Genomic DNA, 23096 nt, shown 5'->3' with positions numbered 1-23096 from the left:
TCCTCATCAAACCGTACGTGCGGTTTTCCCGCATACGGCTTTCCGACGTTCTTCATCCAGGGCAGTACGGCTTACCCAAGTGCATACTGTTTTCAGTTCTGTACGTTGAAGCAAGGCATGCATTTCACTCCAGTTCATTTTGCGTTTCTTGTGCTTCTTATTCCAGAAAAGTCGCATTCTTCTGAGCATGTACCCATCCACTTTCGCAAGGAAACGGTTTGATGTCTTCCGATCCACATCTAGATGAGCATAATAGTTACGCCAACCTTGAATCATTGGATTCAAAAATTCGACCATCCGCTTCAGTGGCCAGTTTAACAGGCCTCTAGAAGCTGTTTCTTCCTTCACACGTAGACGCATTTTCTTCATCGCTTTCTTCGATGGAAAACTGCGAAGCCTATACATGGTCCCCTTTTTATGGAGATAGGGCATCTTTCGATGGTGAAAGCCAAGGAAGTCAAAGCCGTCCTGGTTCTTCCATAGACACACTAACCTCGATTTGGAGGTGTTCATGGTTACTTCCAGTTTCCCAAAGATGGCCTTAAGGGTACGGATAGCCTCAAGCGCTTGCGGTTTGTATCTGCAGAGAATGACGAGATCATCGGCGTACCTAACCAGTTTTCCAAGATGAGAGAAACGCTTTTCCCACATCGTATCGAGGTAATTCAGATAGATGTTGGCGAGTAACGGAGAGATCACGCCACCCTGAGGGCTGCCGATCTGCGTTTTGTGCCAAATCCCTTCCTTCATTACGCCTGCTTCAAGCCACTGCCTGATCAATTTCAGGATGCGCCTGTCGCAGATACGTTCTTCGACCCGTTTCAGCAGTTTGCTATGCGAAATGTTATCGAAGTAACCGGTAATGTCTACATCGACAACCCAGTTGACGACGCCCCAATTGATGCTATCCCGGATGCATGTAATGGCGTGGTGAGCCGACCTCTTGGGGCGTAATCCATAAGAACAGTCTTTAAAATCCGCCTCGAAAATGCCTTCGATCACCAATTTTGTTGCCATTTGCACCGTCCGATCCCGTACAGTCGGAACGGTCAAAGCAAAATGCACATCAACTCAACGATGATTTGGGAAAGCTCACGATCCATCATCCCTTTCATCCACTTCACGGTCAGAGCTTCGCTATTCTTAGCTACAAGAAGTAGATGGGCTGCGCCGGTACTCACTCAAGACAAGAGCCGGTGTCGTTTGTGTTCCCGAAGACTGGACAAGAACCTCTGAAGCAGAACTTTCCTCCCACAACAATTCTCTAGACCCACTTACGCTTAAACAATTGGCCGACTTCCTAAAAACACTAGAGGATTTCGGCAAATGAGGGCCGAGGATCGATCTTTGAGTTCTTGTTGGGTAGGGAATTCTTTAAGGGTCACTATCGATCGCGGGCAAGTCCAATCTTTAAATACCGATGCATATTCAGGGAAACGAATATCCAACCAGCGAACAATTCGGTTCTGCAGCCGAACACGATTCGCGACACAAAATTCCCGATCGCTCATGATCGTGCGTAGCCTTTGAAAGTCGGCTCCTTGGCGCGTATATTCGTAATAGTAACCGCGGCTTATAACATCGGCGATAACAAGAGCATCCTTCGGATCATCTTAGAAGGGCTGTTATCACGGTTTTCCTTGTTTCGTTTCGTTGTTGCCGGATTGACCAAAACAACGTCCTTTAGATCGGCCACCAAGAAGGGAAAGGAGCATGAACACATGAATAAGAACAGCGATCAATTACAAGACGGAATCGATGAAATGGAAGCGACTATCGACCGTCTGCGTGATGAGATTCAACGTCTTACTGAGCAACGTGACGCCCTCAAGACGCGTGAGCAGGACACGAGGCACGTTCAACCGAAACGCAAAAGGGGCCGAATCCGCACAATGGGATTCGACCCTCATGAAACAATCTCATTTGCCCTATGTCGTCAAATACTCGAACTGAATCGGAATCTCGTACCCAATTCCGACGGGAAACGACGAATCGTAAGCGGCCATGTCTCGACTGATCAACAAGTCCGTGGTTGTACTCAACATGCCAGTAATGCCCTGATTCAGATCGCGATCCACATATGCGGCAAAGATCCGCTCATTGACAGGTTGGGGAAGTCCCGTGAGCTTCACCTTCGCGTCTCCGCTGCCGGTGACATCAAAGGATACTTTCCCGGTCAAACGGACCGTTTGACCGACTTTGGCCATAATGAGGTTCACTTGCGCATTGGTTAGCGATGCTGTACCCGACCAAGCTACCAGACGGTCGGCATCCCGAATCGGAAATCGGTCGGCATCCAATTTTCCAAGATCGAATCCGATCGAACCTTTGGCGAACGTATACTGTCCGTTCTTCAGCTCTTCCCGGTTATCGATGACGCTCGCTTTGGACAAAGTGACATTGCGGCCGCTGTCCAGAAAATATACCGGGTTCGTCGGGATATTCGTTATCCAGACGCAACTATTGTTCATTATGACGAGATGGTTGATCGAAGCGTCAACACGAGCAAAAGCCACTCTGACCATCGTTGCAACATTTCCTATGATCTCGATACATCCGTTCGTTGCCGTCAAGTAATGAATGTTGACGAAGTACGCGGGGTGATAATTATAGATGCCGGGCGATCCGCCTACGGCAGCTTTGCTGGTGAAACCGCTGTCATATGTGTTGTTCAAAATGCGCACATCCGTCCCAAACGAAATCAGAATGACCTGCTGCATTCTGCCGACGAACGTGTTGTTGCGAATCGTGATGCCTCCTCCTCTCGTGAAGATGCCGGAAGTAACGTGCGTGATGAAATTGCCGTCGAACACGATATGTTCGGCCGGACCATGCGTGCCGAATCCCGAAGCCTGCAGAAAGTTATCCGTCCCGTCGCTTGCCTTTCCACCACCTGAGACGATGCACCGTTCCACCGAGCCGCCCCGGGTCGGAATCACTCCTGAGAAATCGACGCCGCGCCTATTATTGTAAAACGTGCTCTCCCGGATCACCGTTCCGAACGATTGTTGGTCCTGAATGCCGTAGCCCAAGCCGACCGCGTTGGATCCTTCTACATAGCAATGCGTAAAAAGCGCATCGTAGCATCTACTGGTGGAAATACCGACCACTGAGGCGTTGTGTACGCTGACGTGGTTGAAGTGCGACCGATATGTCGTGTTCAGGTAGATGCCTCCGGTATTTGTATTTGCAGGGTATTCCACGGTCATGTTGTCGATCCGTACGGTAATCGGCTCGTACCCCGTGACAGTTACGGTTTCCTGCGCGATATCGTAGCTGTCCCAAGTCTGGGTTCTCAGCACCAGATCATTCCCCGATATATGGGTCACCATGTGCGTCTCGCCCTTGCATAACGTCCCGCGATTGTCGTAATACCACAATTTGCTCGATTGCATCATCACAATTTGTCCGGGTGCGAAACCGGCCGAGGAGGTCACCGTGATCTTTTCCTTATTCATCTGCGTTGTCGCCGCCAGCGTCGTTGTTGCGACCGTCGATCCATAGAACGAGAAGGCGACGAATCCCGATGAGGGCAAAATCTTGAACGGTTCGCAGCCGTTTGCGACCAGCATGGCGTCCTGATTCACGTTGATGGTCGATGTAATGCGATAGGCGGAGCCTGAACGAAACACGACCGGCTTTCCGGATGCGGCACTAATGGCGGCCGCAATCGCCGCGGTGTCGTCGGTTGTCCCGTCACCCTTGGCGCCGAACCAAGCTGCCATCAACGATTCGCCGTAAATGCGTTTGAATCTGGCCCCGGTTCCGGAAACCAACACCGTTCCCGTGTTGTCCGCAGCAGAACCATCCGTTGGGTCGTAATAGAAAAGCCCTTCCTGTCCTAAATCTTTGACAAAGTACATAATAGAAGCATCGGGAGCGGTTGTGGCTCTCAGACCCGCAATTGTGGTCACTTCGCAGCAACCCTTGTCCTCCCCATAGACAGATTCCGTCACTGACAAACCTTGTCCGTTTACGTACTTGGCCTGCCCGTTAATCAGGCTGCCTGCAGCCCACGCTGCTCCCGCGATGCCCAACGAAGCCAACAATTTTCTTCGGCCCGGCGAGTATTCGTGCTGCGGCAGCAGTTCAGTCTGACCGTCCTCTCTTCCGACCATATGGTTGTTGCTCATGTTCGTCACCTCCGACAATGTATATTCAAAATTGCCTTCCCTCACAAAGTTTTCGGAGTTTGCTGCGAAGCTTCAAGTCACTTTGTGCGGGACAAGGCGGGCTTTGAGCAGCGGGAAAGCGCCCCTCCCGTCGCAAGGGGGGACGGCTAGCGAGCGCGCCTGCTATTTACCCGCAGCTTCCATCTCCTGTATGTTCTTGTTGTTGGCCGCTTCTCCTTCAGGTCGCATAGGCTGCAAACATCCCTGTCACCTCCTTTACCGGAATCGATACTCATAGATACGTAAGCCCGAGAGCCGTCTCTGCAACTCATCTGCCCGGCGGCGAACAGCGACATTCTGAACCAAGAAAAACTTCCGGTGTTCGGGGTCCCCGAAAAGTACCCGGCGTAACCTTCGAAGGATAGCGTCACTTTTTGGGGTGAGAGTAGTGGTCGCTCATCCTTGAAGTACGTCGATAGACGTTTTTCTTATTTGGACTTTGCGTTCTCCAACTCCAGTTCCTTCTTCAGCTTTTCGTCGACTTCGCGAAGCGCCGTGTTAATATCTTTTTTGCCTTGCGCCACCTCGATCAAGGCGTTGCCGACCAGATTTTGCTGCGCTGTTCCCTGAACGGTAATCTGCCCTTGCTTGCGCTTCGGCGTATAGTTGGCAGGCTTGTAGAAGTTGATCGCATTCATGTTTTTCTTGCTGTACACCGGGTCGGACTGCCCAAGCACCTTCGCGATTTCCGGGCTGTTCAGCGTCGTAGGAATGCCGCGCTTCGAATCGGCTAACTGCGATTCGTCGGACAGCATTGCCATGATCATTTCGAACGCCTCGTCCTTGTGCTTGCTCGTATTCGTAATCGACCAGTACGCCGGTCCGCGCTGCGGCATCAGATTCGGGCCGTCCTTGAATTTCGGATAAGAGACGAGGTCCCAGTTCACTTCCGGCGGAATGACGAGATAAATGTTATGCTGGTTCGTCATGAGCGCCACGTTGCCTTTGCTGAACGCCTTGTCCTCGTCGCCTATCGTTTTCTCGATCGTATTGTTCGGGATTTGGTAGAAACGGAGCAGGTTTTGGAACAGCGTGCTCCATTTGCCGGAATCCGCCAGTCCGTCCGCGTTCGGGTCGAGGATCGGCAGCGAAAGCACGTTGTCGCGCAGCGAGTTGATCGGGTTCGCGCTGAAGCCGCGATATACCGTTCCGCCATCGATCCGCGTCATCTTCTTCGCCAGTTCGTATAATTCGTCCCATGTCATCCCGTCCTTCGGATACGCGACCCCGAACTTGTCGAACAAGTCCTTGTTATAGTACGTCGCCTGCGGGAAGTATGGCGGCACCGGCAAGCCATACAGGGCGGCCGTTCCGCCGGCGTCGACAATTTCGTCGATAAACACCTTGTTGAAGCGGCTCGTGTCGTACTTGTATTTTTTGACGAGCTCGGACATGTCGTATTGAATCTTGTAGTCCAAGTAGTCTTTTTGCAAGGAAGGCACGTCGGTGCGGATGATGTCGGGAATTTTTTTAGACGCAACCAGATCGGCAATCGTCTGCCCTTTGCCGCTCGTAATGTACTCGATCGCAACGTGCGGAAATTTCGCCTTCAGCGTGTCTCTGAAACGTTCGTTGAACTCCTTCTCCGATACCCCTGCTGTAAAAATGACCATCGTGTACGGGTCTTTCGGCTTCTCCTCCTTCTTCGCACCCGTATCTCCGCTGGCCGAGCCGCCATCTTGACCGCCGCAAGCGGTAACGAGCAAGGATAATGTAAGCGCCGCCATACCTGCTTTTACCTTCATCGTTCTCATCCCCCATGTTCATCGTTCGTTTACATCCAATCATGATTACGCTTTCAATGCTGCCGGTTCGTGTGTTCCTAATCCGGCTGGCTGCCTGACATCAGGCCGGAATACAGCCGCCCGGTCCGGTACCGGGTAGCTGCGGTTGCTGCTCCATGACATAAACCTGCTGCGGATATTCGTAGCAAGGCCACCAGCCCGGAGGTGGTTTCGTCCTCGGCTTGTCTTTGGACCAATCGAGCAAGAGAACCCCTTCGGCCTACATCGCCGCAAATTCCGGCCATTTCAACTCAATGCCCGCCTGTTCGAGACGTTTCTGGAAATCTTTCAGCGCTGCCTCCCGGTTTCGAACGTCGCGAGGCTGGATTTGTTTATCTAGGCAATAGCTTGCCAAATATCCCGCAGCTTCGCCGATATTCCATTCCACGGGATGCAGACGGTAGCAACCGTTTGTAATATGAGTCACGCCGAGATTTTTGCACGCGGGCAGCAAATTGTTCATCCGAACCGGAATGAGGGAACCGAGCGGAATTTGAAACGGCAAGCAGGAAATATCGATATAATGCCGGTTGCCGGTGCTTGGATGGAGATCGATTCGGTAATACCCTACGCCCACGGAATCAGGGAATGGCTCCGCACGTCCGTCCGTTCTCGCTTCCGGGCAAATATGCTGCTCCAGCACAGTAAATTCGGCCTTAATGCGTCTCGATTCGCGAATATACGGATACATGGCAAGTCCGTCCTCCGTACCGACCACATCCCTGCGCAGTCTCAAGCCGGGATAACCGGCTTTTCCGTCGGGGCGGGGCGCTTCGGTCTGCATCCAATAGAGGAGAGAAAAGCTCAATTGCTTGGCGCTTTCCAGATGCCGGTTTCGTTCCTCCTCCGATACGTCGATAATCGGACCGAGCCAGTAGTCGTTTTGCTGCCAATTGACAATGGTGATGTCGCTGTCGAACGTTCCGTCCAAAAAATTCGTCTTGTCGATGATTCGCCGGTAGCGCCATAAATCTGCCGTTTGGCTGAACAGGCCGAATTCGCGGGGCTGAAGCGTTCGGGGCAAAACGCCCGTCCAATCAAGCAGCTTCCCGGGCCAAAAATCGGCTTGATACGATCGCCAGAAATCGTAGTCTCTCGGCCGTTCAATCGTATGGTCTGCTCCCTCGCAATAATCGAGGGCAAACACGTACGTGAACGCTTGCATGTCCATCGGCAGCGAGTCGCCGTCCACCGCGTGCGGCTCGCCGGTCTCGCTTTTGGACTCCGCTCCCGTCGTGTACTCCGTCCCGGTCATGGGCAGCAGGTCCCCGCATTCGGTTGCATCCAGGAAGAAGGAAGCGGTTATGATCTCCTCGCGCCCTGTCTCCAGATTTCGTACGGTAACCGAATGTACCGTATCCCCGGCCGCTTCCGCCTGAATCGGCACCCTGCGCATGAGCAGCGTCACCTTGCCGCTGTGCACATAAGGAGCCAGCATCTCCTGGAGCACGGCCAACGCGGTGCGGGGCTCGTGGCAAAGCCGGCTCACCCCTCCGTTTCCCGGATTCAGATTCGGCTTGCGGAAAGCTTCCGCAGTCAAAGGAAAATGTCGACGATAATAGTTTCGGACCCCTTCACGAAAGCTTCTGTAGCTGCGGGTGCAGCCAAATTGTTCGATCCATCGGTGCTCGTCAGGCGGAACCGCCTGGCTCGTTAACTGGCCGCCGATCCATGCCGTTTCTTCCGTCAAAACCACCGATTTGCCCGATTCGGCCGCCGCGAGCGCGGCCGCGCAACCGCCGAGCCCTCCTCCGATAATCGCAATATCGACATGAATCTCCTGTTGTGTGCGAATCGCCGCCCCTGTCACTTCCATTACGTATGACTCCTCCGTTTCTGCGGTCTGTTCCGCCGGCGCGTTATCTGAGCACGCTGCCCTTTTTCAAGCCGCCCTTCGTTTTTGGACATTCGGATACAGCCCCTTTTTGTCAAAGTTGCCTTGCGCCTGAATCACAAAGGCTTCAAAAAAATTATAGAGCCCGGCCCGGCTTGTCGTATTCAAAAAAATTGACCGGATATCCCTGCTAAATTGATCGTTTCCGACTTACCGCTGGCTGACGGCTCTAAGCTTGCCAAAGTGTGCTATTCTCATTTTTTTGGAATTGCCCTATAATAAAATCGAAAAGAAGCGGGAACGGATCAGTCTGGAGAGGGAGGTTTTTTTCTATGAACCTGAACGAGAACTTGCTGAAAGCGCCGCCTATTTTAAATACCGATGTTGAAAACGGTTTCAAATCTTATCCGGTTTATGCTCGCAAGGACCTCCTCCGCGCGCACAACTACTATCTGCATACGCAGCCCGGCATCGAAATCAATCTGACGCTGGAAGGAAAAGCGGCCTACGTCATCGGAGACCAAGTGCGCATGCAGTATCCCGGACAGCTGCTTGTATTTTCGGGCAAAGTACCCCATCAAGTGTATATCGATCCCTCTTGCCAATATAAACGAACCGTGGTCTGCTTTGACGAATCCGGCATGCGTGAAGCCGGTCTCCGCTCGGCGCCGAATCTGGAAATGCTCCCTTTGCCGGATATGGCGTACCATCAAGTCCATTTAGAGCCGGAGATGTTTGCCGAAATCAAACAAATCGCTTCCCGTCTATCGGATGAAATCCAGGAGAAGCATACCGGCTGGAAACAGGTCGTAAGCTCCCAGCTCAGCATTTTGACCGTGTATATTCGTCGGAGTATGGAAGCTTCGGCGAATAACGGCAATTCGGATCTCGTGTCGCTTTGCTGCGATTATATCGGTAAACATTTGCCGGACAATCTTTCGTTGAAATCTATGGCCAGCATGTTCCATGTCAGTCCTGAGCACTTGATCCGGCTGTTCAAACGTGAAAAAAAGATAACTTTTTACCAATTCGTGCTGCAGCAGCGCGTTTCGGAAAGCAAACGGATGCTTCTGAATTGTCCCGATACGACGTTGACGGATATCGCCTATGCCGTCGGTTTTCCGTCAGCCGCGCAATTTTCCCGGGTATTTAGAGCTTCGACTGGGGTGCTTCCCAGCCAATTTCGCAATCGAATGGCGAAAAGCTAGAGTTGACTGCGAGGCTTTATGTGAAACCGTCGCTTCGTCCGTTGCATTTGTTCATAGGATCGTTCGCGCCGGTTACCGCTGACGATCTTGACGAAAGCAAGCAGTTGCTCGCTTCGGTAGTCTCTATGACTACGCAAATCTGCTCGTTAGGTATAATTAAACTCCTATTGAACAAAGGCAGTCGATCATCCTGGTCGGCTCCGACGGGTTGTCTGTATTAATGTATCGTATCCATCCCTAGTATTGTTTGATAATTGTTCCATTTAATTTTGCTTTTTGCGCTGCTTACGGAGTCAATAGCATACTCCAGTTTCGCCATTTGTTGGATTCGCGGTCCCGCATGGCCCCCTTCAAGACGGCCAACAGCATTTTTTCCGAATAAATGCTGAGCAAAGGCAGTTCATCGCGCAACACGACCGTCTCACTCTATTCCATGTATAATTTTTCGCGTGGATTAACATCTTATTAAAATAAAATAGTCAAGTAAAACTTAATGAAATGGAGGCCATTATGCAAACTGATTTTAGTGTGGGCAAAAATGAAACAAACAAAAATTTAACTTCAGCTGAGCAAGGCAAACTGTGGGCAACCTATATGGGGAATACGATGGCCGTATGTGTGTTGAGTTATATGCGTCATCACGTCGAAGACAAAGAAATCCAGAAAGTCGTGGAGAATGCACTGTCCTTGGCCGAACGATTCGTGAAGGCCGTCAAAGAAATATTCATCCGAGAGAACTACCCTATTCCAAAGGGGTTTACAGAAGAAGACGTTAATGAAAGGGCACCGAGGCTATTCAATGACGAGTTTTATCTTCATTATTTGAAATATACGAGTAAAGCGGGAATCAGCATCTATGGAATTGCCGTGTCTTTAATGACAAGATCGGATATTCGAGCGTTCTTTACGCAATGTGTCGACTCTACCTTAAAATTGATCAATCAGGTTAACGAACTGTTAATTAAAAAAGGTTTTATGGCAGAGCCAACATATACTCCTTATCCGAGCAAGGTGGATTTTATTAAAAAGCAAAGTTATTTGAATGGCTTTTTTGGAGATGTTAGACCGCTTCAAGCATTGGAGATTACCCATCTGCACGATAACCTTGAAAACAACGCGATAAGCAAGGCTGTTTTAATTGGATTTAGTCAAGTAGCACAATTAGATCAGGTTAAGGCCTATTTTCTAAGAGGAAAAGAAATTACCGCCAAACATTACGATATCCTCAGCAAAGTGCTGCAAAAAGAGGAGCTGCCATCGCCTCCAATTCTCGATCCTTTGGTAACGACCTCAACATTTCCGCCATTTTCAGATAAATTGATGATGGCACATAAGGTGGATATGTTTTCAATGAGAACAAGAACTTATGGGAACGCCTTGGCTTTCTGCGCAAGACACGATGTATCGGCAAAATATGGACGTCTTCTATTGCAAGTGGGGGATTATGTCGAGGATGGCGCAAATATTTTGATTGATCATGGCTGGATGGAACAACCGCCTCAGGCAGTGGACCGTGAAGCTTTAGCAAAAGTGTAAATAAGAGAACCGATAAAGCGAGCCATCGTTGCCCAATCCGTAATTTTGGCAGGTCGTCGACATTGATTCCGCAATTCGCATCCTGCAGAAAGCAGCCGGTACCAGTAACCTTGTGAGGATTAATTGAGTCCATTATTGGCGGGCGGACACAACAACGGGGCCAGTACGGCCCCTATACACAATCCGTGCTAACTATTCCGATCTCTTCCGACGTTCATACCATTGCTTGATAGGTTCGCTAACCGTCATATCCAGTTCTTGCTCCATTCTCGACGTTAGAAGCGAATACTGACTCTCCCACCCTGCCCCTTCCCCCATCGATTCATACTTTCTGTGAAATTCCACCGCATCATCGACGACTATGCATGACACCGGAAAAACGTGCTCACCGTCTCGACGATAGCGGTGCAGTGCGACAAGGACGGCTATTATGTGATACTGGAGACGCCTCAAGGCGTCGTGAAGCTCCCGATCAAGGTCCGACTCGAAACCGCGGACAAGACGGAAGTTCTCGAAGGACTTCAGGAGGGCGATACGGTCGTGCTGCAGTACCCCCCAGAAGTTCCGGGGAGCCTCGTCCTTCAAAGTATATCCCGTGTTTCCGGCGCCGCTGCGCGGAAGTACGGACTTTACTTCACCCGGTTTACCTTGCGCAAGACGGCGACAAGCAGCAGCAGAAATGGCAGTAAAAGGGCGATGGTAAATATGAATATCGGCAAAGTGGTTTTATTAAAGGTGGACAAATAGGTGCTGTTGGGCACCGAGAATATGGAGAACGCAACGATAACAACACCCAAAGGGAGAGCCAAAAACCGGTGCGCGCGAAGACGCAGCGATTCGGCTATGCCTAGAACAAGCGCATAATGCATAACGGTCAGTCTAAAATAGATCGTAAGAATCCAGATTATGGCCAGGATCGCTTCGATACGTTCCAGGAAGTGGCCTATGTTGATTTTCCTCGTTATCGCATAACTTGGAAAGCTATGCCGGGCCACTTGTTCGGGTCCGAGCACAGTGATACTCAGTACCGTAATAACCGTCAGTATGAGCCCGCCGAGAAGTATGCCCGTAAATACGGCTCTTCCGGCTTTCTCGATCCGGTTCACCGAGGGATAGATCATAAGAAAAGTGACGGACCCGAGGAACGGAAAAGTGAAAATGGAGATCGTTGCTTTCAGCACGGGGAAGAACCCTTCCTCCAAGACGGGTTGCATGTTCTTTATCTCCACCTGCGGGGCCAGCATCACAAACAACATGATAAGAAGCAGAATGACCCACGGGAAAAATAGTTCCGCGGCGCGCGCCAAAGGCTCAAGCCCCAGCTTAACTCCCATAATGACAACGACCATAACGCAGATGTGAATAGCTTGAATCGGGGTTTGTTGCATAATTTGAGTCGTCAAAAAATCCCCGATGTTGCGAAGCGTCAATACCGCGCTTATAAATACATAAATGAAAAATAACGCAAAAGCCGCTTTCCCCAGCCATTTTCCTAAAATCACTTCGCTGTATTCGGCGAATGTCATTTTCGGAAATCGTTTCGCGAGAGCCATGTACACCGGAATAACTAGCAAGCCTAGACATATCCCGGCTAAAGCGGCGATCCAGGCATCCTGTTTGGCCTTGGAGGCAAGAATCGAGGGAATGATCAGAATGGCGCTCCCGACCGTATATAACATCACGAATATCGTTAACTGGCGAATGGATATTTTCCCCTTTTCCAGCATCTCAGATCCCTCCTCCTTTCTGGCGAACCGCATTCGCGCCTAGGAGCAGCAAAGGCATTCCTATGCTGAATGTCATATCTAAATAAGGCCAATATGCCGTTGTAAACTGACTAAAGTGCGCGATATTCGGTGAAAAATAAGTGGCGGAAGCGGCGATAATAAAAGCGAGCGGCAGGGCGAGCGCACGAAACTCTTTCAATTTGAGCACTTGCGCAAGACCCAATTGGATCACATATACGTATATTGACGTTTTAATAAATAACGTAAGGATCCACATGACGGCCATAATCGCTTCCAGCCTTTCGATAAAACGGCCGATGCTGATTTGTTTGGCGAGCGTATAGCTCGGATACATGTTTCTGGATGAATAATCGTAGCCTAGCACAAGAATGGATAAGGCGATCATAATCACGAGAACGATACCTCCAATCAATGCACCCGAAACAAAATATTTTCGAATCTTCTCCGTCTTATTGACGTAAGGAAAAATCATTAGAAACGCAACCAACTCCATATAGGGGTTGGAAGCGGAAAATAGGGAACCCCGCAATACCGGCTTGATTCCTTCCGCAAGAATCGGTTGCAATTGTTTTGTGTCGATCTGGGGGAAAAGAAACAGGACGAGCCCGAGGAAGAGCAGCACAAACCATGGGAAAAAGATTTCCCCGGCTCGAGCGACGGCCTCAATTCCAAGCCGCAGGCCCATGGCGATCACGCCAAGAAACAAGATATGGATAGCATCGATGGGGGTTTCCGGAATAATATGCGTAGTCATAAAATCGCCGATAATCCTTACAAGCCCTGCTGCATTATAGAACATATACGCCAAGAAGACTAAGGAAACTGCTGTTCCGGCCCATGTTCCCAATAGCTTGGCATTGTATTCGATCAAGTTCAAGCCAGGATACATCCGACCGACCGTTCCGACCAAATATACGACGAGCATTCCGACGAGCAATCCGACGATGCCGGAGATCCATGCATCCTGCTTTGCCTCCATAGCGGGAACGGCGGGCAAGATGAGGATGGAATCGCCGACGGTCAGGAGGGCGACCAGTATCGTAAATTGCCGAATATTTATTTTCCCTTTTTCCAGCATCCGCTCCGGACTCCCTTAGCTCAAAAATTTCTTGAACACATCGCTGATCGGCTTGTAAATCCATGTAAGAAAATCGAGCGGGCTCGGAAGGGTCACATGCATGATAAGCGCAAAGCTGAGTCCTGCCCCTACCAGAAGCAGAATGGCAAATACCCACAGCTCCTTCACCAATTTTTGTTTCCAAAGAGAAGGAACTTCCAGCATCGCGATTACGGCTGTTACTGCAAAGATCCCGCTAATTTTCCACATCGGAAACGCTCCTTAATTTTTTAATTCTTCCAGAAATGAATTGTTTATCGTGCCGAGACGCCGTATCTTGAAATCGACATTCACGTTTACCGGGAGATCGGCGAACTGTGCATCCCATTTTTCCCTTATTTTTTTCCAGGCTTTCGGTTCCGCGCGATGGAACACTTCACCGAATCCGAAAATGTCCACTTTATATTGTTTTTGCACCCTTTTGATCGTCGCTTCGATAAACTCCTTTATTGTCTTTTCGCCGATCGTTTCGAGCGTCTCGATCGTATTCGCTTTGGTTAAATCGATGCGGCACGCGACTTCCCCCAAGTTCCCTTCCGTTCGAATGTTCACATCAATCGCCGGCGCGCCGCCTACAAGCTTTCCTTTGACGATCGTTTCCGATCGGATGACCTCTACCGAAAATCTGCCTCCTTCCGGGCATTTCGCATACCCTATCGTGTTTGTCACATTATCGGTTATATAGTTATAAGCCTTGCTTTCGGTATCATCCAACCAGCCGATCAGCTTATCGCCGTTAAATACCGCCACTCCTGCCGATTTCAGCCGGCTTTTTTGCACGAGGGAAGTGATGTTTTTCTCCGTTTTCCCCGCTTCGATGTCACCGGTCGCTTTGACGCCGGTCAATACGGCGTGTTTGCCTTCGGTGGTCAGGCTGGAAATCAGCTTGTCCAATGTAACTTTAACCGTGGGCGCCCAAGTCTTCTCCGAAGTTTCCAGGGAATCGAACAGCTCGATAGACGGAATTTTTTCCAACGATGTCATGATGGACAGGAGGTTTGCCGCTTCGTCGTCTCTCGCCACCACGATGTAAAAATCGGTGCGAAATTCATGATCCCGCGACATGAAATCGAACACGTCCCCGATCCCTTCTCTCGCCAGCGACTCTCCTATTACTACGACCCGCACATGGGACGAATAAATATTTCGCGGACTTTCCTTCGTCATTTTACGCATCGCTTCAATAATGGAAGATCCGGTGGCCCGATATAGGACAACCGGAGAACGAATGCTTTCGCCTTTTCGAGAAGCCGCTTCTCCCGGATTGACGACCTGCACGGATACTTTGTAGTTATCCCCCGCTCGATCAATGCCAAGTCCGACTGCGATCGCAAGCGTATTTAATTCCCGGCGATTCCAGCATCCCGTAACGGTTACGAGCAGGACGGCGGATAGAAACAATAAGAGCAGGTTTCGTACCATGAACACCCCACCTTAATTGATTGATCAACATGACGACCGGCTGCCGCAATGTTCTTATGACCGGGTATCCGGCTTCGGGGGCTTATTTCGTCCGCGTCGGACGTTCTTCTGACTGACCAGTCTGGGACGGGAGAACATGGCCCAGTGAGGAACCCGGAAGATGGTGTCCTTCAGATCGTCGACAATAAAGGGAGCAAACGGACTCATGTAAGGGACACCGAATGAACGCAAGCTGCACAAGTGCAAAACAAGTGCGATGATCCCGATAATAATTCCGAAAATGCCGAAGGAAGCGGCGAGTCCCATTAATGGAAACCGCAGCATACGGATCGCAATGGACATGTTGGAGGCAGGAAAAACAAAGCTGGAAATGGCCGTAATCGAGACGACGATAACCATGGCGGCGGAAACGATGCCTGCTTCGACCGCCGCTTGGCCGATGACGAGCGTTCCGACGATCGACACCGCTTGCCCGATTGCCCTCGGCATCCGCAAACCGGCCTCCCGCAATATTTCGAATGTCATCTCCATCATGAGCGCTTCGATGAATGCGGGAAAAGGCACGCCTTCCCGTTGGCCCGCCAAGCTGATCAGGAGCTGTGTCGGCAGCATCTCCTGATGAAACGTGGTGATGGCGATGTAGATCGACGGACCGAGCAGCGCGACAAAGAAACCGACGAAACGAAGGATGCGGATGAAGCTGCTAATGTCGGCGCGCTGATAGTAATCTTCCGCAGAATGGAAGAAAGAAATAAATAACGCGGGTACGATGAGCACAAACGGCGTCCCATCTACCAGAATGGCAATTTTCCCTTCCAGAAGCTCGGCCGCGATCACGTCCGGACGTTCGGAATTATAGATGGTCGGAAACGGCGAATAGGTTTCATCCTGGATCAATTCCTCCACATAGCCGCTTTCGAGAATGCCGTCGATATCGATGCGATCGAGACGACTGCGCACTTCCGCTACCGTTTTATCATTGACGGTGCCGTGGATATACATGACGGCCACGTTCGTTTTCGTCACCCTGCCGATTTGTTTGCGTTCGAGCCATAAATTCGGGTCTTTGATCTTTCTTCGGATTAATGCCGTGTTGGTTTGCAAGTTTTCCGTAAAGCTTTCCTTCGGCCCCCGTACGACCGATTCCGTGGCGGGCTCGCTCACGCTGCGGCCTTCCCATCCGCTCATGCCGATGATAAAACCTTGCGAATATCCGTCCAGCAATAGGATGACGCATCCAGACAGGAGGGAAGTGAACAAAGTGCCGAACTCCGTTACGTCCTGAATATCTCCTACGGAAAGGATGCGCTCCTTCATATCCTGCAACAGATTTGGACCGCTATAGTCGAGGTCCGACATGAGGGTTTCCATAATAAACTGTTGAGCGGATTTCATATCGACAAGCCCTTCGGTATAGCACATGGCGGCTCGAATCCGCCCACCGGGGCCGATTCTGATTTCCCTGATCACGATATCACCGCTGTACCCGAGAAGTTCTTTCATTAGCTTAATATTTTCCGAAAGCTCGGCCTTAAGAGATTCGGTGTGAACCGGTTGCCGGTTTTCGGCGTCATGTATAGAAATGCGGTTAGCGTTAGCTCTTTTTTTGTAAAATTTCATGACCACGACCTTCTTCCGACTTGAGCTCCCAACTTTTTCTATTGTTTCCCGAACGCTTGATTATAATCCGCGGCTCTCCGTTCATGAATGCGACTGTCGGCGCACAAATAAGAAAAACCGTCCGGTTCCCGGACGGTCCTTTGGCGTTAGCTAGTTCAGGATCTAATGTATCCACATATCCTAATAATGTGGCAGCGCGTGAATCGCTTTGCGCAGCCTGACCAGCCGTGTATGTTCCAGTGAGTAAGCCGCCAGATAAGGGACTGTACACAAGGTCATAATGTTTAGCTATTTCAGCAAGTTCAAATTCCATTCGTCGATTAATAATAGTATATGGTGTTTGCTCACTTACAAATCGCTGAATATGAAATCGATCACTAATGGCTTGTGCTTGAACAATTTGCCAACCCAGGTGATTTGAAGTGCCGATATGATGAATTTTCCCTTCTTTCACCAAATCGTTCAACGTTATTAGAATCTCCTCATAGTCAACCCCTCGGCCAGGATCGCGGGATTGCCATCGGCAGCCGCTGACTGCGATTGGCCTAGGCAAGCATAGCTCACATCCAGTACCATCGCCGCACAGGCAACCGTCCACTTGAACTTTTTTATACTCCATCACTCCTCAGTTTCAGATGGTATCGGTCATACTCCTCGCCTGCTGAGGCTGCTTATCCTTCGCCAATATCCATCGGCATAAGCTTCGTGTCTCCCTCCTTGCGGCCGGTCGATACCTTGAAGTGTAGTAGGACCGGCGATTACCGACTGCAATCATTAACGAGTGACTTGCGGGAGCTGCGTGCTGATAATCCGCAGCGAGTGTAGGGTAATCATCTCCAGCGAACCCGATCATCCATTTACTCTTTTTTTCTTTGCAATTCGCGGTATTGACCAGGTGTCATACCTTCCTGCTTGCGGAAATACCGGATGAAATTTTGGGGGTTCGTGTAGTGCAGCTTTTCGGCAATGTCCGTGATTTTCATATCCGTATCGGTCAGCAGGTCCTTGGCCTTCTTCAGCCGATACGTGGACACATAATCGCTGAAGCTGACACCTACCTCCTTGCGGAATACGCCGCGGATGTAATCAGGATGATAACCCAGCCTGGATGCGCAGTCCTCGAGAGACAGCTCGGTATCCGCCTCGCTTTGAATAATGGCGAGCATCTGGTCGGAAATTCGCGCGTATTGCTTTTTCCTCAACCCTTCCAACCGATTGATTAGGGGGTGAATCAGCACATGCCAGAACCACAGCTCCAGCTCCTTGACCGTCTTCAGGTTGTATAGCTCGTCAATGAGCGACTTCTCTCCCTTGCCATCAGCCTCTCTCTCGTCGCCGAGCGTCTGCTGCAGACGTACGAGCGCGAGCAGCAACGAAGTTAACGGCACGAAATATTCACGATGGCTCACCTTTTCTTGGAAGATCCCTTGCAAATAGGCAGCTAAGCGCTCTTTGGCCAGCTCCTCGTCGGCCAGCTTGACAGCATCGAGCAACTCCCGCTCCATCGTCACGGGCAAGCGAGCCAGTTGGGTCCCCTCCGGTTCAGCGTCTTCGATGTAAATCACGGAGCCCGGCTCCATGCGAATCGCATATTTCAGCGCTTCATTGGCATCCTCATAAGCTAGCCGCGCTTCGCTGATCGACCCATAGAACCGGCTGACGCCAAACGTAACGCTCAGCTCCAGGAATTGCCCCACCTTCAGCTTCAGCTCCGCGCACAACTCGTTGATCATCGACTTAAACCGCTCTTCCTCGCCTGCCGCGCACCCGAGCAGATTGACCTGCTTGCGGTGCATGACCACCGGCTTCAGCCTTCTCGGCAGCGGGATCAGCTCCTCCGCGATGTTGTTGATGGAGAACAGCAGCAAATCCTCGTCTATCTCCTCGTACCGGGTCTCGCGAAGCGTATCGATTTGCACCGCAATGACGCACACATGCATCCACTGCCGATCCCAATTGAAGGCGGCCAGCTTCTCGCCGATTTCGCGCGGGGATAGCTCGCCCTCATACAGCTTGATCATGAACAGCTCTTCCAATTGGAACCTTTGCCGGGCCACCATATTCTTCAGGTTCGTCTGCGTGCCGAGCATATCCCGCACCTGGTGGCCGATATACCCGATCTCATCGGCATGGCCGATCGGTCTGAGATCCGGCTCGGCCTGCAAATCGCGGTACAGCCTGTTGATCGGTCGGTACATTCTTCTAGAGCCGATCCAGGACAAGGTTAGGATGATGCCGAGAATAATGAAGCAAATCGTATAGGTGTACCACTTGATCACCTGAGAATCTTGGGTGATCAGCTCGACGGAGCCTATGGAGACATAAGCCCAACCGGTATACGCGGATTTCCGAAATACCACCGCTGCTTGATCATTGCCCGTCGTCTGGAAGCTCCCAACCGGGGTTTCGCTTGCGAGAACCCGTTTCATAGCCTCCTCGTACCCGTCTGCTCGCCAGCCTGGCGAGGGGTCGCTATGCGCGAGCACCCCCCCGGCCTCATTGACGATCATGACCTCTCCCAGCTCGCTGCTGCCCGCTAACAGGCGGGCGAACTCCTCGCTCTGGAATTTGACAACGAGCAATCCGGAGGGGTTCACCGAATTCAGGGGCAGCTTCTTCACTAGATGGACTTGTTCGCCGGACGCTGTCGATGCCCAGAAGGTTGATTTGCCAGCCTGCTTGTATCGCGTAATCTGCTCAGCCTCGCGATAATCCGACAGCCGCAATACCTCGGTGCTATTATCGAGCACCCACCCTTGATTGAAGCTGACCAGCACGATGTCGTCGATCCCCAGCTCGAAGCTTTGCAATTGATGCAGCCCAAGCAGCAAGCCGTTAACCGTCTGGAATTGCTCCGGGACCAGCTTCATATTGATGGCACTTGCTACCAGGGCCGAATTAATAAAATGGGTAGCCGTCGTATCCGCAGCCCGTAGAATTTGCTCCACCCGCTGCTGCGTTTGCTGCATGTTCAGTTGATTTCCCTTCGCCACCTTATCCTCGATCATGGCGGATGACTTGTGGTACGACAGCACGCCCAATACGGAGACAGGCAGGGTGCCCAGAGCCAGACTGAACAGGAACAGCCTTATTAAGAAACGGGGGGAGCGGATTTTCATAAACGGACAACCTCCACAAAACAGCTACTTGTTGTTACCATATTAGATTGAGACTCTATTGCGGCTGGAGATAATGCCTCCATTGTAACGCAGATGACTCTATCTCGTCTTGCGATTCGCATTCGCTTATTTTTTCTGCTTGTTATACTGCGCGGTATATTCCTCGATCACTTTATCGCCGCCGCTTTTACGCCATTGGTCCACCGCCTGGTTCCAGCCGGCTTCGTCAATATTGCCCATGATGTACTTGACGCGCGCATCTTGAACGATTTTCGTCAGCTCCGAGCCCTTCTCCGCGAGTGTAGCCGACTCGAACGATTCTGCCGGATTGGCGATGGCGATCTCCGCGTTTCTCTGGAACATTTGCTTGTATTTCTTGACGATCGCCGCATCCTCGCCCGCATCGGTCTGGCTGCCGTCATCATAGCGGAGCTGGTAGATCGAGTTGATGTCGGTTTCGTACGCCTTCCCGTCCGTACGCGTGGGCTTGCCGTTCTCGACCTTGAAGTGCTTGCCTTCAACGCCCCATTCGAACAGGTTTTGCAGCTTTTTATCCCCGAGCTTATCCAGGAACCCGAGAATTTGCTTCAGCTCCTGCTCCGTCTTAATACTCGTCTTCGGGAACATATACACGCCGACATAGCCCCCGTTGTATAGCATGAGCCGCTCGCCCTTAGGTCCGTTGATCCGGCTGGCCACATCGAGCACGGCGTTAGGATTCGCTTTGACCAGATCGTTGAAGCCAGCGTTCACATCATCCAGTGTGCTGATAATAAGTCCGGCTTTTCCTTGATTGACCGCCTCTTGGCGTTTGGTGCCGGGGACGACGGCAAAATCAAGGTTGATCAGCTTCTCGTCGTACATCCGCTTATACAGCTTGAGCGCGTCGACGTACTCCTTCGTCATGAAGTCCGGCACCACCTTGCCGTCCTGGAGGCCGTATAGATTCGGCCCGCCATACCAGGCCAGGATGGTCTGGAACCCGTTCATGCCGCGGCCTTCATACATGCCGAACGTGTCGTCCTTGCCGTTTTTATCCGGATCCTTCGTCGCGAAAGCCTTCACCACATTGTAAAAATCGTCAATCGTCTTGGGTTCGCTAAGACCGACCGCATCCAGCCAATCCTTGCGATAAATGATCCCTTCGCGGGCGACAGGGCGACTTCGATAAATCCCGTATATTTTGCCGTCAATCGAGATATTGTTCAGCACAAGTGGGTTCAGCTTACTCAGATTCGGATAGTCCTTCAGATAAGGGCCCACTTCCCAGAACATCCCGGATTTCACGGCATTCACGATCCCGGAGGATTTATTACTCGCAATCATCATGATTTTGGGCAGCTCGCCCCCCGCGATGGTAGCATTGATCTTATCGTTGTAAGCGGAATTCGGCACCCAAGTGATATCGAGCTTCGCGTTCGTATGGGCTTCGATCAGCTTGACCGCCTCATTGTCCGCCTTGGGCGGCTCCGCCGTGTAATACATGTTCATCATCGACAGCTTGAGCGGCTCCTTCGGAGCCTCCTTCTCGCCGACCGCGGTCGGCGTCTTATCGGATGGAGCGGCCTCTTGGCCACCGCAGCCCGCGATTAGCGTCGTAAGTGCGACAGATACGGCTCCGAGTACCCGAAGTTGTTTCCAGTTCTGTATTCTATTCATCGTGATTCCAGCCTCCCTAATAGTGAATACCTTCATCCTTTCACCGAACCTAACAAGACGCCTTTGGCGAAGTGTTTTTGCAAAAACGGATAAACAATCAGAATCGGCAGCGTCGAAACGGTGATCACGGCCATTTTGAGCGATTGGGGCGGAAGCGCGACGGCTTCATTCACCTGGCTCGAATCCCCAATGCCCCCTTCGGACATAATGACCACCTGCCGCAGCAGCACCTGAATCGGCCATTTCGTCGTATCATTGATGTACAAGATGGCCGAGAAGAACGAGTTCCAATGACCGACCGCATAGAACAGCGAAAATGTGGCGATCGCGGGCATGGACAAGGGGAGTATGATTCTAAACAATATCATCATGTCATTGCAGCCGTCTATCTTGGCCGATTCCTCGATGCCCTCCGGCATTTGCTGGAAAAAGTTTTTGAGAATAATGAGATTGAATGCACTGATGGCGCCGGGAATCAACAACGACCATAGCGTATTCGTGAGCCCCAGCGCCTTGACGATCAGGAAAGTCGGGATCATCCCTCCGCTGAATAGCATCGAGAAAATGATCATCAGCATGACAGGCCTGCGTCCAAGCAGCTCCTTGCGCGACAGGGGGTAAGCCATCAGAGCGGTAAAGAAAATATTGATGCACGTACCAGAGATCGTAATAATAATCGTATTCACGAGACTGCGGACAATCGTATCGGTTGAAAAAATATAAGCATAGGCAGACAACGAGAATTGCGTCGGGATGAGGACGATGCCTTGCTTCGCATATTCCTCCGGCGCGGCGAACGAGCCGAGCACCATGTACAGGAACGGTACGACCGCCAGCAAACCGAGCAATAGCAAGAAGGCATAATTGAAACTATCGAACAGTCGACTGCCTGAATTTCGGCCTAACATAGTCTCCTCCTCTCGGCATTAATAAATGCCCTCTTCCCCGAATTTTTTGGCCAGTGCGTTGGATGCTAGCACCAGCACCAGCCCGACAAGCGATTTGAACAGCCCCACCGCCGTGCTATAGCTAAACTGAGACTGGTTAATCCCCACGGAATACACATAGGTGTCGAACACTTCGCCCACGCCGCGGTTCAACGCGTTCAGCATCAGAATGATTTGCTCGAAGCCGGTATCCAGGAAATGTCCGAGCCGCAAAATGAACAAAATCACGATCGTGCTTCGAATCGCAGGCAGCGTGATATGCCACAGCTGGCGCCAACGGTTAGCCCCGTCGATTTTGGATGCCTCATACAGCTGCGGATCGACCCCGGCGAGTGCCGCGAGGAAGATGATCGTGCCCCATCCCGTTTCCTTCCAGATGACCTCCGACAGAATGAGGGTGCGGAACCATTCGCTGCTGATCAGGAAATTGATTTTGTCGCCGCCTGCCATGACGATCAACTCGTTCACCAGGCCGCCCTCCACGGTAAGCAGCATATAGACCATCCCGACCACAACCACCCAGGAGAAAAAATGCGGAATGTAGATCATCGTCTGAATGAATCGTTTGAACCGTTCATGGCGTACTTCATTCAGCAGCAGGGCGACTATGATCGGCAGCGGGAAGAAAAACACCAGATTGTAAACCGCCAGCACGATCGTATTGCGAAGCAGCATCCAGAAAGTCGGCTCTCCGAAGAAACGGGCGAAATGCTTCAAGCCCACCCAGTCACTATGCCAAAATCCGAGAAAGGGCTGGTAATTCTGAAACGAGATCAATACGCCCCACATGGGCAAATATTTGAACAGAATGAAATAGATAATGCCAGGCAGCAGCATGTAGTAGAGCCATTGGTCGCGAATGAGCAACCTGCCGATTCGTCTCCCACCAACCGCCGCGGATCGCGATGTCGTGTCGGGCACAGCCTTATG

Annotated in this window: 16 protein-coding genes and 1 pseudogene; 2 read left to right on the top strand and 15 right to left on the bottom strand. The window is 51.2% G+C overall.

Translation table 11 applies throughout. The features are described from left to right. Window positions 1-6: 6 nt before the first annotated feature. The 5 genes and pseudogenes from ltrA to FE784_RS35470 all read right to left on the bottom strand — a co-directional run bounded on the left by ltrA (window position 7) and on the right by FE784_RS35470 (window position 7772). Window positions 7-1065, bottom strand: a complete 1059-nt coding sequence (gene ltrA, locus FE784_RS35490; protein WP_281287208.1) for a group II intron reverse transcriptase/maturase — start codon at window positions 1063-1065, stop codon at window positions 7-9. A 278-nt stretch (window positions 1066-1343) separates the two neighbouring features. After that, a pseudogene (locus FE784_RS41315) lies at window positions 1344-1678 on the bottom strand (IS110 family transposase); the annotation flags it as partial. 250 nt (window positions 1679-1928) lie between these two features. Continuing rightward, complete coding sequence (locus FE784_RS35480) at window positions 1929-4133, bottom strand: glycosyl hydrolase family 28-related protein (protein ID WP_139606976.1); 2205 nt, start codon at window positions 4131-4133, stop codon at window positions 1929-1931. Between the two features lie 467 nt (window positions 4134-4600). Beyond that, window positions 4601-5917 (bottom strand): ABC transporter substrate-binding protein, encoded by a 1317-nt coding sequence (locus tag FE784_RS35475; RefSeq protein WP_176706744.1) that lies wholly within the window; start codon window positions 5915-5917, stop codon window positions 4601-4603. A 259-nt stretch (window positions 5918-6176) separates the two neighbouring features. Further along, window positions 6177-7772 carry an FAD-dependent oxidoreductase gene (locus tag FE784_RS35470; protein ID WP_139606974.1) on the bottom strand — a complete coding sequence of 532 codons (1596 nt, stop codon included), beginning with the start codon at window positions 7770-7772 and terminating at the stop codon, window positions 6177-6179. Between the two features lie 350 nt (window positions 7773-8122). On the opposite strand from FE784_RS35470, the gene FE784_RS35465 reads away from it, so the two are divergent. Both FE784_RS35465 and FE784_RS35460 read left to right on the top strand, forming a co-directional pair. Then, window positions 8123-8998, top strand: a complete 876-nt coding sequence (locus tag FE784_RS35465; protein ID WP_139606973.1) for an AraC family transcriptional regulator — start codon at window positions 8123-8125, stop codon at window positions 8996-8998. Window positions 8999-9508: 510 nt separating this feature from the next. Continuing rightward, window positions 9509-10534 carry a DUF3231 family protein gene (locus FE784_RS35460; RefSeq protein WP_246132331.1) on the top strand — a complete coding sequence of 342 codons (1026 nt, stop codon included), beginning with the start codon at window positions 9509-9511 and terminating at the stop codon, window positions 10532-10534. A 629-nt stretch (window positions 10535-11163) separates the two neighbouring features. Here FE784_RS35460 and FE784_RS35455 read toward each other — a convergent pair. The 10 genes from FE784_RS35455 to FE784_RS35410 form a co-directional block, all read right to left on the bottom strand. Continuing rightward, window positions 11164-12261: a GerAB/ArcD/ProY family transporter gene (locus FE784_RS35455; protein ID WP_176706743.1), complete on the bottom strand. Its 1098-nt coding sequence runs from the start codon at window positions 12259-12261 to the stop codon at window positions 11164-11166. A 1-nt stretch (window position 12262) separates the two neighbouring features. After that, window positions 12263-13360, bottom strand: a complete 1098-nt coding sequence (locus FE784_RS35450) for a GerAB/ArcD/ProY family transporter (protein WP_139606970.1) — start codon at window positions 13358-13360, stop codon at window positions 12263-12265. A 15-nt stretch (window positions 13361-13375) separates the two neighbouring features. Then, window positions 13376-13609, bottom strand: a complete 234-nt coding sequence (locus FE784_RS35445; protein WP_139606969.1) for a hypothetical protein — start codon at window positions 13607-13609, stop codon at window positions 13376-13378. Between the two features lie 12 nt (window positions 13610-13621). Then, complete coding sequence (locus tag FE784_RS35440; RefSeq protein WP_139606968.1) at window positions 13622-14821, bottom strand: Ger(x)C family spore germination protein; 1200 nt, start codon at window positions 14819-14821, stop codon at window positions 13622-13624. A gap of 54 nt (window positions 14822-14875) precedes the next feature. Next, complete coding sequence (locus FE784_RS35435; protein ID WP_139606967.1) at window positions 14876-16441, bottom strand: spore germination protein; 1566 nt, start codon at window positions 16439-16441, stop codon at window positions 14876-14878. Then, window positions 16416-17060, bottom strand: coding sequence for an aldo/keto reductase (locus FE784_RS35430; protein ID WP_139606966.1), 645 nt, complete (start codon window positions 17058-17060; stop codon window positions 16416-16418). The genes FE784_RS35435 and FE784_RS35430 overlap by 26 nt, the downstream gene beginning before the upstream one ends. A 238-nt stretch (window positions 17061-17298) precedes the next feature. Further along, a complete protein-coding gene (locus FE784_RS35425; RefSeq protein ID WP_139606965.1) occupies window positions 17299-19560 on the bottom strand; it encodes a helix-turn-helix domain-containing protein in 2262 nt (753 codons plus the stop codon). 126 nt (window positions 19561-19686) lie between these two features. After that, window positions 19687-21219, bottom strand: coding sequence for an extracellular solute-binding protein (locus tag FE784_RS35420; RefSeq protein ID WP_139606964.1), 1533 nt, complete (start codon window positions 21217-21219; stop codon window positions 19687-19689). Between the two features lie 32 nt (window positions 21220-21251). After that, window positions 21252-22127 (bottom strand): carbohydrate ABC transporter permease, encoded by an 876-nt coding sequence (locus tag FE784_RS35415; protein WP_139606963.1) that lies wholly within the window; start codon window positions 22125-22127, stop codon window positions 21252-21254. A gap of 18 nt (window positions 22128-22145) precedes the next feature. Continuing rightward, entirely contained in the window at window positions 22146-23087 is a 942-nt protein-coding gene (locus FE784_RS35410) for an ABC transporter permease (RefSeq protein WP_246132333.1), read from the bottom strand. Window positions 23088-23096: the final 9 nt, after the last annotated feature.

This window comes from Paenibacillus hemerocallicola, assembly GCF_006265175.1.
Lineage (GTDB): Bacteria > Bacillota > Bacilli > Paenibacillales > NBRC-103111 > Paenibacillus_AB > Paenibacillus_AB hemerocallicola.
Note: the sequence above shows the minus strand (reverse complement) of the source record. Positions and strands in the feature narration are given on the sequence as shown.

Excerpts from the sequence above, each read along its gene's own strand:
- FE784_RS35480 (WP_139606976.1), bottom strand. The coding sequence starts at position 4,133 with ATGAGCAACAACCATATGGTCGGAAGAGAGGACGGTCAGACTGAACTG.
- FE784_RS35475 (WP_176706744.1), bottom strand. The coding sequence starts at position 5,917 with ATGAAGGTAAAAGCAGGTATGGCGGCGCTTACATTATCCTTGCTCGTT.
- FE784_RS35470 (WP_139606974.1), bottom strand. The coding sequence starts at position 7,772 with ATGGAAGTGACAGGGGCGGCGATTCGCACACAACAGGAGATTCATGTC.
- FE784_RS35465 (WP_139606973.1), top strand. The coding sequence starts at position 8,123 with ATGAACCTGAACGAGAACTTGCTGAAAGCGCCGCCTATTTTAAATACC.
- FE784_RS35460 (WP_246132331.1), top strand. The coding sequence starts at position 9,509 with ATGCAAACTGATTTTAGTGTGGGCAAAAATGAAACAAACAAAAATTTA.
- FE784_RS35455 (WP_176706743.1), bottom strand. The coding sequence starts at position 12,261 with ATGCTGGAAAAGGGGAAAATATCCATTCGCCAGTTAACGATATTCGTG.
- FE784_RS35450 (WP_139606970.1), bottom strand. The coding sequence starts at position 13,360 with ATGCTGGAAAAAGGGAAAATAAATATTCGGCAATTTACGATACTGGTC.
- FE784_RS35445 (WP_139606969.1), bottom strand. The coding sequence starts at position 13,609 with ATGTGGAAAATTAGCGGGATCTTTGCAGTAACAGCCGTAATCGCGATG.
- FE784_RS35440 (WP_139606968.1), bottom strand. The coding sequence starts at position 14,821 with ATGGTACGAAACCTGCTCTTATTGTTTCTATCCGCCGTCCTGCTCGTA.
- FE784_RS35435 (WP_139606967.1), bottom strand. The coding sequence starts at position 16,441 with ATGAAATTTTACAAAAAAAGAGCTAACGCTAACCGCATTTCTATACAT.
- FE784_RS35430 (WP_139606966.1), bottom strand. The coding sequence starts at position 17,060 with ATGGAGTATAAAAAAGTTCAAGTGGACGGTTGCCTGTGCGGCGATGGT.
- FE784_RS35425 (WP_139606965.1), bottom strand. The coding sequence starts at position 19,560 with ATGAAAATCCGCTCCCCCCGTTTCTTAATAAGGCTGTTCCTGTTCAGT.
- FE784_RS35420 (WP_139606964.1), bottom strand. The coding sequence starts at position 21,219 with ATGAATAGAATACAGAACTGGAAACAACTTCGGGTACTCGGAGCCGTA.
- FE784_RS35415 (WP_139606963.1), bottom strand. The coding sequence starts at position 22,127 with ATGTTAGGCCGAAATTCAGGCAGTCGACTGTTCGATAGTTTCAATTAT.